The 9151-nt window shown below is 55.2% G+C and carries 8 protein-coding genes and 1 rRNA gene; 2 read left to right on the top strand and 7 right to left on the bottom strand.

What is annotated here, in order from left to right; genetic code table 11:
• The 5 genes from GSF01_RS15435 to GSF01_RS15415 form a co-directional block, all read right to left on the bottom strand.
• Positions 1 to 123: ribosomal RNA gene (locus GSF01_RS15435) — 16S ribosomal RNA — on the bottom strand; the annotation flags it as partial.
• Positions 124 to 570: 447 nt separating this feature from the next.
• A complete protein-coding gene (gene ligA, locus GSF01_RS15430; RefSeq protein WP_235941529.1) occupies positions 571 to 2607 on the bottom strand; it encodes an NAD-dependent DNA ligase LigA in 2037 nt (678 codons plus the stop codon).
• A gap of 28 nt (positions 2608 to 2635) precedes the next feature.
• Complete coding sequence (gene pcrA, locus GSF01_RS15425; protein ID WP_159885537.1) at positions 2636 to 4969, bottom strand: DNA helicase PcrA; 2334 nt, start codon at positions 4967 to 4969, stop codon at positions 2636 to 2638.
• A 16-nt stretch (positions 4970 to 4985) separates the two neighbouring features.
• Positions 4986 to 5669 (bottom strand): heptaprenylglyceryl phosphate synthase, encoded by a 684-nt coding sequence (pcrB, locus tag GSF01_RS15420; RefSeq protein WP_201305408.1) that lies wholly within the window; start codon positions 5667 to 5669, stop codon positions 4986 to 4988.
• Between the two features lie 227 nt (positions 5670 to 5896).
• On the bottom strand, positions 5897 to 6496 hold the full coding sequence (locus GSF01_RS15415; protein ID WP_235941528.1) for a hypothetical protein: 600 nt from the start codon (positions 6494 to 6496) through the stop codon (positions 5897 to 5899).
• Positions 6497 to 6667: 171 nt separating this feature from the next.
• Between GSF01_RS15415 and GSF01_RS15410 the strand changes: the two genes are divergently transcribed.
• A complete protein-coding gene (locus tag GSF01_RS15410; RefSeq protein WP_235941527.1) occupies positions 6668 to 7690 on the top strand; it encodes a TIR domain-containing protein in 1023 nt (340 codons plus the stop codon).
• Positions 7677 to 7868 carry a hypothetical protein gene (locus GSF01_RS15405; RefSeq protein ID WP_159885516.1) on the top strand — a complete coding sequence of 64 codons (192 nt, stop codon included), beginning with the start codon at positions 7677 to 7679 and terminating at the stop codon, positions 7866 to 7868. The genes GSF01_RS15410 and GSF01_RS15405 overlap by 14 nt, the downstream gene beginning before the upstream one ends.
• 136 nt (positions 7869 to 8004) lie before the next feature.
• Here the strand turns inward: GSF01_RS15405 and GSF01_RS15400 are convergent, their stop codons facing one another.
• Together GSF01_RS15400 and GSF01_RS15395 are read right to left on the bottom strand one after the other, a co-directional pair.
• Entirely contained in the window at positions 8005 to 8838 is an 834-nt protein-coding gene (locus tag GSF01_RS15400; protein ID WP_159885514.1) for a spore coat protein, read from the bottom strand.
• A 25-nt stretch (positions 8839 to 8863) separates the two neighbouring features.
• Complete coding sequence (locus GSF01_RS15395) at positions 8864 to 9109, bottom strand: hypothetical protein (RefSeq protein WP_159885512.1); 246 nt, start codon at positions 9107 to 9109, stop codon at positions 8864 to 8866.
• Positions 9110 to 9151: the final 42 nt, after the last annotated feature.

Genomic DNA, 9151 nt, shown 5'->3' with positions numbered 1-9151 from the left:
TTGCCTACGTGTTACTCACCCGTCCGCCGCTAACCCATCCCCGAAGGAATAAGTCCGCTCGACTTGCATGTATTAGGCACGCCGCCAGCGTTCGTCCTGAGCCAGGATCAAACTCTCCATTAAGGTTCGCATCTCCCGTCAGCCTAAGCCGACCGAAGCGCTAGTTTATCGAAAAGATCGATTAAGCTCAATACTTGTATAACGCTTAGCATTTCGTCTCATTTTGTTCAGTTTTCAAAGAGCTTTCGTCACGTCTGCAAGCTTATCAATAACGACAATGTTTTGCCGTGACAAGATCGTATCTTATCATTTATTGACGGACATTGCAAGCATAACTTTACTTTGTGACCGCTCGGACTTACTCAATTCCGAATCTGCCCATTTTGCGGCGACAAGCAATAATTTATCACAGATCGGGGGTAAATTGCAACTGCTATTTTAAAGCAATTCTTAGAGCTTCAGGATAGTGAATACCGACTCCATCGGCCTTCCGTTCCAATAAAAAAGGAGACGCGCCGCCGACAGTCTTTTCCCGTCAGCGGCAAGGTCTCTTTTGGGCTGGCACCACCGCTACAGCTTATCCATGCCAAGCAGCTGCAGCAGCTCCTGTTCATCGTCAATGACGCGGATGCCCAGCTCCTGAGCTTTGGTCAGCTTGCTGCCGGCGCTTTCCCCGGCGATCACGATATCCGTTTTCTTCGACACACTGCCGGTCACTTTGGCTCCCAGCTGCTCCAGCCTTTTGGCGCACTCATCCCGTCCCATGGATTGAAGCGTGCCGGTCAAAACCACGGTTTTCCTATAGAACGGATTGCTTTCATCGACGACGGCGGCAGTCGCTTCCTCACTTACGGGCGTTACGCCTGCGGCGAGCAGCCGCTCGATCATACGCTGCATCGCTTCGTCCTGAAAGAAACGGACGATGCTGTCAGCCACGATACCCCCTATATCCGGTATCGTAACCAGTTCCTCGGCCGTTGCCTCTTTCAATCGGTCAAGCGACCTGTAATGGTCTGCAAGCTCCTTGGTCGTCGTCTTGCCTGTGTTCGGGATGCCAAGGGCAAACAAGAAGGACGCAAGATCGGGCGTCTTGCTTTTCTCGAGCGCGGCGAGCAGATTTTCTGCCTTCTTCTTGCCGAAACGGTCAAGCTTCACCAAGTCATCGAACACCAGATAGTAGAGATCGGACGGATCGCGGACGTCCAGCTCTCCGTATAGCTGCTCCGCTGTCTTCTCACTGAACGTTTCGATGTCCATAGCATCGCGGGAGGCAAAGTGGACCAGACGCGCTACGAGCTGCGGACGACAGTCCAGCCGGTTCGGGCAGAACAAATGAACGCCGCGGAACTCTAAAGTATGGCCGCAGGACGGGCACTCGGTAGGAGCGGTTATCTCCTCCCCGTCAGCCTCTTCCGTCACCTTGCCGAGAATCTCCGGGATCACGTCGTTAGAGCGGCGGATGTAAATCAGGCTGCCCAGCGCATGCGTCAGATTTTTCCGGACAATATCATCCATATTATTCAGCGTACAGTTCTGGACGGTAACGCCCGCGATGTCTACCGCCTCCACGCGTGCAGTCGGAGTCACTTTGCCGGTCCGGCCAACATTCCAGCCCACCTCAAGTAGCGTCGTGACCGCTTCTTCCGCTTCGAACTTATATGCAACAGCCCAGCGTGGAAACTTATCCGTATACCCCAGCACGTCGCGCGTACGCATATCGCTGATTTTGACCACCATACCGTCGATCAGGAAATCCAATGTATTGCGCATAGAAACAAGGTTTTGCAGCTCTTCCTCAACCTCGTCTATCGTTTCTACGAATTTAACGTAGGGACTGACCTTGAATTGATTGTCCCGCAGAAACTCGACCATCTCCCGATGATCTTGAAAACGGAGGTTATCGGCATACCCGATATTGTAGAAATAAGCGTTCAAGCGCCGTTCCGAGGTTACCCTAGGGTTCAGGTTGCGAAGCGCTCCGGCGGCAGCGTTGCGCGCGTTCTTGAGCGGTTCGGCGGCCGTTTCGTTGTATTTCTCCAGAACGGATAGATTCATAAGCCCTTCGCCCTGGACCTCAAGAATGCCCTCCGTATATGGAATGCGCAAGGGGACGGACTTGATCGTCTTCACCTGGGCCAAAATTCCTTCGCCAACCACTCCGCTGCCTCGCGTAGCGGCCTGAACAAGCTCGCCCTTGTCATAGGTCAGATTCAGCGTCAGCCCGTCGAATTTCAGCTCGATGACGAAGGACAACGGAGGGAGCGGCTGTTCCGGGTTTTGTGCATTGTACTCGTTAACCAGCTTCTGGGCCCGGTTGTGCCAGGTCAGCAAATCCTCATGATTCTGTGCCTTGTCCAAACTCCACAGACGTGCCAGATGGCGGTGCGGCTCAAACCCCTTGAGCAGCTGAAAGCCTACGCGCCCGGTAGGCGAGTGGGGCAGAACCGTACCCGTTTCTTCCTCCAACTGGATCAGCTTGGCATACAACGCATCCCACTCGGCATCGCTGATGGTTGGCTCATCGAGCGTGTAATATTGATAATTATGCTTATTGATCTCTTCAATCAGAGCCTGCATCGTTTCCATAGGATCCGGCTTCGTCGGCATACTCATTCGTCCTCTCGTAATGAGATAGTTATACCTTCTCGATCGGGGCGAATTTGGCAAGCAGCCGCTTGACTCCGACCGGCGCCGGGAAGGCGATCTGCAGCTCCGTATCGTCACCCGACCCCTTCACGGCCACAATGGTGCCTGTTCCCCACTTGCCGTGCTTGACTTTATCGCCCATGCCAAAGTCGAGCCCCTTCGCCGCGGCAGCAGCTCCAGCTGAGACGCCGCCCGTCCCGCTGCCGGTGCGGAAGGTCACGCCGCTCGCCGCGCCAGGTCTGGCGGCGCTTGGCGCTGCTGCCGCGCCGCCCTTGAACCCTCCGGCGCTGCCGAAGCGGCGCTCGCCGCGATCCCACGCGGCACCGCCGCCATTGCCGCAGCGCGGCGCTAATCCGCCCGCGCTTGCGCTGCGGGCATTCTCCACGAGCTCCGGCGGCAGCTCGTGCAGGAACCGGGACGGCGCATTCGCTGCCGTCCGGCCGAAGAGCGTGCGCATCCGGGCGCACGTCAGATAAAGCTCCTGCTCGGCACGGGTGATGCCGACATAGGCGAGCCGGCGCTCTTCTTCCAGCTCCTCATTGTCCATCAGAGCACGGGAATGAGGGAATACCCCTTCTTCCAGACCCACGATAAACACCACAGGGAACTCCAAGCCCTTGGCGCTGTGCATCGTCATCAGCACGACGCCATGCTTCCCCGCCTCCGGATCATCATTCATCGAGTCGATATCGGCGATCAGCGCCAGATCCGTGAGGAAGGAAACCAGCGTTTTATCCTCGTTGCGTTTCTCAAACTCCTGCGTAACGGACAGAAACTCATCGATATTCTCCAGACGCGCCTGGGATTCGATCGAGTTCTCTCTCTTCAGTTCTTCCCGATATGCGGACAGTTCAAGCATTTTCTCCGTTAATTCGGTCACCGATAAATAATCGACCATCCGGTACAGGTTCTCGATCATCTCCCGGAACTCGTTCAGCGCATTCCGCGCCTTCGCTCCCAGCTCCAGGCTGTCGACGTTTTCGAGCATAGCAAATAATGAAACGCCGAACTGCGCAGCGGAAGCGGCGAGCTTATCGATCGTCGTATCGCCGATCCCCCGCTTGGGAACATTGACGATCCGGCGGAAGCTGACATCGTCATCCGGATTGGAGACAAGCCGCAGATAGGCCAAAATATCCTTGATCTCTTTGCGATCATAGAACTTCACGCCGCCGACGATCTGATAGGGGATATCCGACTTGATCAGAATTTCCTCCACGACCCGCGACTGGGCGTTCGTACGGTACAGAATGGCATGGTCCTTAAAGCGCCGTCCGCCCTGGTCCACATTTTTACGGATCTGCCCGGTAATATAGTACCCTTCCTCATGCTCCGAGTCGGCCTGATACAGTCTGATCTTCTGGCCTTCCCCTTTGTCGGTCCACAGATTTTTGGCTTTGCGCCCCCCGTTGTTGGCGATCACCTTGTTGGCAGCGTTCAAAATATTGGAGGTGGAGCGGTAGTTCTGCTCCAGCAGAATCGTCGTCGCATGGGGATAATCCTTCTCAAAATCGAGAATATTGCTTATATCCGCCCCGCGCCAGCGGTAGATAGACTGATCGCTGTCGCCTACGACGCAAATACGCTTATGCTTATCCGCCAGCATCCGGCAAATCATATACTGCGCCCGGTTCGTATCCTGGTACTCGTCCACGTGGATATATTGGAATTTGTTCTGATAAAACTCCAGCACCTGGGGCTCGCGCTGGAACAAATCGATCGTGGTCATGATCAGATCGTCGAAGTCGAGCGAATTGTTGGCTCTGAGCTTCTTCTGATAGAGCGTGTACACCTTGGCGACAATGCCGTCAAAATAATCACCGATCTTCTGCTCGAACTTCTCCGGCGTAAGCAGCTCATTCTTGGCATTGCCCATCGCCGCCTGAACAGCCTTCGGCTCGAACTTCTTGGTATCGATATTAAGCTCCTTCATACAGTTCTTGATGACGGATAGCTGGTCTCCGGAATCGAGGATGGTAAAGTTCGAGGTAAAGCCGATCCGAGCGATATCCTTTCTTAAAATACGCACGCACATGGAGTGAAAGGTGGACACCCAAATGTCCTGGCCCTGCGGGCCGACCAGAGCGCTTACGCGCTCCTGCATCTCGCGCGCCGCCTTATTCGTAAACGTAATCGCCAGAATACTCCACGGCGCGGCACGGCGCGTACCGATCAGATAGGCGATCCGATGCGTCAGAACGCGGGTCTTGCCGCTCCCCGCTCCCGCCATGATCAGCAGCGGGCCGTCTACCGTCTCCACGGCGCGCCGCTGAGGGGGATTGAGCTTCAATATCGCTTGGTGTATATCAACAGGTTGGTTCATCGTAGCACTTCCTTTTCTACACGGTTTCCTTAACGGCCTGGACCGTAGCCAGCGCCCGTTCCAGGTCGCGGTAAACAGCGTTGCCGACCACAACGGTATGCGCGCATGCAGCGGCTTCTCTTGCTTTCTGCGGACCGTCCACGCCGCCCCCATAGAACAGCCTGGACTGGCCGACGATGCTTCGGACTCGCCTCACCAGCTCCATATCGCCGTAAGTACCGCTATATTCCATATAAACGATCGGACAACGGAACAGCTTGTCCGCCAGGCGGGCATACGCCTCCACGTCCTTCGCATCCAGCCGGGCATCGGCCTTCGTCACTCTGGCCGCCGTCGAGTCGCCATTCAATATAATGTAGCCTTCCGTAACGACCTGCTGCCAGTCCATCAAAGCCCCGTACTCCTTCAGCGCTTGATGCTGACGGCCGACGATCCAATCGGGATCCTTCGCATTCAGCACGACAGGGATTAAAAATAGATCAAAGCCCGGCACGATAGCCTCCTGCTCGGATACTTCCAGCACGCATGGCACCTCATAACGCCGGATACGCGCAAGCAGATCCACTGTATTGTCGAACGTCACGCCGGATGAGCCTCCGACCATAATCGCATCCGTGCCCGACAAACAGACACGCTCAAGCGCCTCGTCCGCAAGCTCACGGTCGGGGTCCAGTTTAAAAACATGCCTCCACTGCTCCATTCGCACATGCACAAAAAAAGCCCCCTGTCCTTCCTTCTACAAGTAGTCTATGCTACAGGCAGAAGGCCTGTCAATGAAAGGGGGATTGGATATAACACCCTTTCGGTCCTCGGCATTCTCGCCCCTATCGACGGGAATATATGTTCGAATTTTATCAAATTTTCCGGGAAAAAGAAAGCAGAACGGCTCATGAGGACGCTCGTTCTGCTTGGATAAGCTATATTTCATCAGGAAGAGGTTTTAAATTCCGTAATGATGAGCCGATCTCTCTCAAGACGGTAAGCCGATTCATGCTGCATGGCGGATCTGGCCGTGCCCTGCTGCACATTCGTTCCTTTCAGATTAAGATGGTACGTGCCGTTCTCGCCCCGGCTTTTTTTCAGTTCATATTGTCCCCACTCGCTCCGCAAGCCGAGCATAGCCTTGGTGCTGTAGGCCTGATACGTGCCAAGCTGTCCATTGTGGCGATAAAAATAAGCGATCTGGCGGTCGGCCATGTCGCGGGTATACAGCTGGCTCAGACGCTTGCGCATCTCTTCCATCGCATAACGATCGATCTCGCCCGTCACCGGGGAGGAGAGCACTTGATGCGTCCAGTCGTCGATCTGCTTGACCCAGGTGACGATCTGTTCGTCCGATTGCTCCATGATGCTAGGGGCCATCGATGGCGCTGAGATCTGGTCCATCGTCTGGAGCAGCCGTTCGCGACCAACCGTCCGCTGCATTTTGACCCTGTCTGCGGCGTCATCCGACTGGCGCGATTGGCAGCCGGCCGCAGCAAACAGGGAGGCCGCCAGCGCTAAGGCCAGTATGGTTTTTATTCTCATCTGCGAAAGACCTCCGTTGGCGTTTTTTTCGTATTATGGGTCAAATCCGAAAAAGTATACGCTTCACGACTTCAAGCTATCATATTCAGTCCATGGCGGCAGCCTGGAACGTTTGCTATACTACTAGGAAGAGAGTGGAAATCGAGCTAAAAAAGGGGAATGGAAGCGGCTATGGAAAAATCTAAACTGTTTATCGGATCGGCACGCGAAACGATCAAATATGTAAATGCGCTCCACCGCCTGCTCGGCTACCATGCCGAGGTCACGCCTTGGCATGCCGGCACCTTTGAAGCGAATCATTCCACCATGGAGAGCCTGGAGCGGCGTCTGCATGCAACGGATTTTGCGGTCTTCGTCTTTTCCCCCGACGATGTCGTTCATATGAGAGATAAAGTGTACTTGTCCCCGCGGGACAATACGCTTTTCGAAATGGGGTTGTTTTGGGGGAAATTACGGCGGGATCGGGTATTTTATCTGGTTCCGGAGCGTGTTCCTTCGCATAGACATAATATAGAAATCGATCAGTTCCATATCCCTTCGGATCTGCAGGGACTTACGGTGCTAACCTACGAAATCCGTACGGACGGCAATTATACGGCAGCCGTCAATGTCGCCTGCGACGAAATTGTCGGGCGGATAGAGAAGCTGGGCGCTTTCGCCGATCCGGCCCTGGAACTGGAGAGAGCTAGGGCTGAACTGGACCGGAAGCAATCGCTGCTCCATTTTTTCATCGAGCTTCACAAGAAAGGCAGGGTCGAGGGGGAAGTCCCTTATAACGGACTATATGAGGCGCTACGGAATGCCTATAATCCCGCTGCGCTCACCGGGTATAAGGTAACCGGAGCAGCGGTCTGGAAGGCCGAAGGCTCGGCCGGCATTCGGCAGGTAGCGGGCAATGTCGGACGGGGACGCTACTATGCGTTCGATGAGGAGCCGCGCAGTGATGGAGCCTCCCGCATCTTCGTCGTAAACGCCTACATCAGCGGTAAAACCCAGTTTTGCCTGTACGGGCAGCATGTTGTCAAGGTATATTTGCTATGCTATCCTATAGGTAGAGAGTTGGTTGTGACGGTCCATTTATCCGGGACGCGCACCATTGCTCAAGATGATTTGATCCGGCTGCAAGAGGACAACCAGGAATTGATGGATACGATACATTACCTGTTTGGAGGGGATACCGATGAGCAAGCCTAAAGCCAGAACCGTAAAGCCTGGAGAGAAGTCTTCCGTTCGTCGCGCCTCCCTGCCGCGATCCGCGGCGAAGGACAAGAAGCCGGTAGTCGGCCTCGCACCTTTTCCGGACGGCGGCGACAAGGAATACACGCTAATCTATGAGAGCACGGCCACATATAACAAACCCTCGTTCGTATAAGAAAACGGCCGCCTTCCAGGCGAGCCGGAAGCGTCCAAGAAGCCCCCGAATAGCCGGGGGCTTCTTTGTTTGTGTAACGACGCAGACAGTTGGCATGGAATCGCTTTTTCCACCCCTCCGCCTAGGGCCTCTGCGCTTAGTCGGTTATCGTATACGACTTGTGGCTTGAGCCTTGGCTGGCGCTCGTCCCGCCGGTTGCACTCGCCTCCAGCGACTCCGACGATCCCGACGTATTCCCGGCCGAATAGGCCGATGAACCGGAACCCGCACGGGAGCTGCCGGCTCCATACGAGGAGCTATACCCCGTCTCCTGCTGGTTCTTAGAGGCCAGCGCTTCGGAGCTATGGGTGCTGGAGAGCGAGCTCCCCGTTGCCGAAGAGCTGTATCCGTACATAGGCTGCATGGAGCCGCCCCCTATGCCGGAGCCTTGACTCTGGCTGCTGTAGGAGCTGTAGCCTGGAAGAGCATATGCCGCTCCTGAGGACGGGCTTGACACCGCCGATGAAGATATCGACCCGCCGAAGCCCCCATAGCCGGCTTGTTGACCAGGCGCGTAACCTTGCTGCTGGGTATAGATTTGCTGCTGCATATAAGCGGGCTGTTGCCCGTAGGAAGACTGTTGGGTCGTGCCGCCGGTGGAATAAGCCCCTTGTACCGCTTGCTGAACCAGCATATGAAGCTGCTCGGCCTTTTGGTATTGCTGCTGCAGCTCTTGTTGAACCTCCTGCTGGGAGGCCGGCTTGATCGAGCCGTACCCATTGATTTGCGTAAGCACCTCGAAGAGCTCCGCTTGATCCTGCAGCGTTCTATGCGTAAGGTTGACGAACATCTGGCGGATCGCCGGATGCTCGGACTCAAGCGCTGCTGTCGTATATTCGCGGGCAGCTCGCTTCAACTCAGACAGCACAAGATTGGCGACGTCCTTCTCGTTCAAGTGAAAGTGGGATTGGACCATATTGGGCTGATACATGCGCTCGCGCACCTCCTATGAAAGCTTAATGAGACACTTGCGTTTGCTGCTGCAGGGTTCTGACCAAAAGCTCCGTATTCTGCAAACGATCCTGAGACAGCTGTGCAAGCTTCTGCTTCAACTGCTGGTTCTGGCTTTCCGCGACGCCTTGAACGGCAATCTTGGCCAGCAGCTCTTCGTTTTTCAGGCAGTCGGAGATATACGCCAGTTCCTTGGAGCTGACCAAGTTGACGGATTGCTGGGATGCCCCGGCTTGTTGTTGATTGAACATGGGGGAATTTCCTCCTTTCCTCTAATGACAATTGTAGGATGT

Source organism: Paenibacillus puerhi (genome assembly GCF_009846885.1).
Classification (GTDB): Bacteria; Bacillota; Bacilli; order Paenibacillales; family NBRC-103111; genus Paenibacillus_G; species Paenibacillus_G puerhi.
Note: the sequence above shows the minus strand (reverse complement) of the source record. Positions and strands in the feature narration are given on the sequence as shown.

Bases quoted from the DNA above. Each gene is read 5' to 3' on its own strand.
- GSF01_RS15410 (WP_235941527.1), top strand. From the start codon at position 6,668: ATGGAAAAATCTAAACTGTTTATCGGATCGGCACGCGAAACGATCAAA.
- GSF01_RS15415 (WP_235941528.1), bottom strand. From the start codon at position 6,496: ATGAGAATAAAAACCATACTGGCCTTAGCGCTGGCGGCCTCCCTGTTT.
- ligA (WP_235941529.1), bottom strand. From the start codon at position 2,607: ATGCCGACGAAGCCGGATCCTATGGAAACGATGCAGGCTCTGATTGAA.
- GSF01_RS15400 (WP_159885514.1), bottom strand. From the start codon at position 8,838: ATGTATCAGCCCAATATGGTCCAATCCCACTTTCACTTGAACGAGAAG.
- GSF01_RS15395 (WP_159885512.1), bottom strand. From the start codon at position 9,109: ATGTTCAATCAACAACAAGCCGGGGCATCCCAGCAATCCGTCAACTTG.
- pcrB (WP_201305408.1), bottom strand. From the start codon at position 5,669: ATGGAGCAGTGGAGGCATGTTTTTAAACTGGACCCCGACCGTGAGCTT.
- pcrA (WP_159885537.1), bottom strand. From the start codon at position 4,969: ATGAACCAACCTGTTGATATACACCAAGCGATATTGAAGCTCAATCCC.
- GSF01_RS15405 (WP_159885516.1), top strand. From the start codon at position 7,677: ATGAGCAAGCCTAAAGCCAGAACCGTAAAGCCTGGAGAGAAGTCTTCC.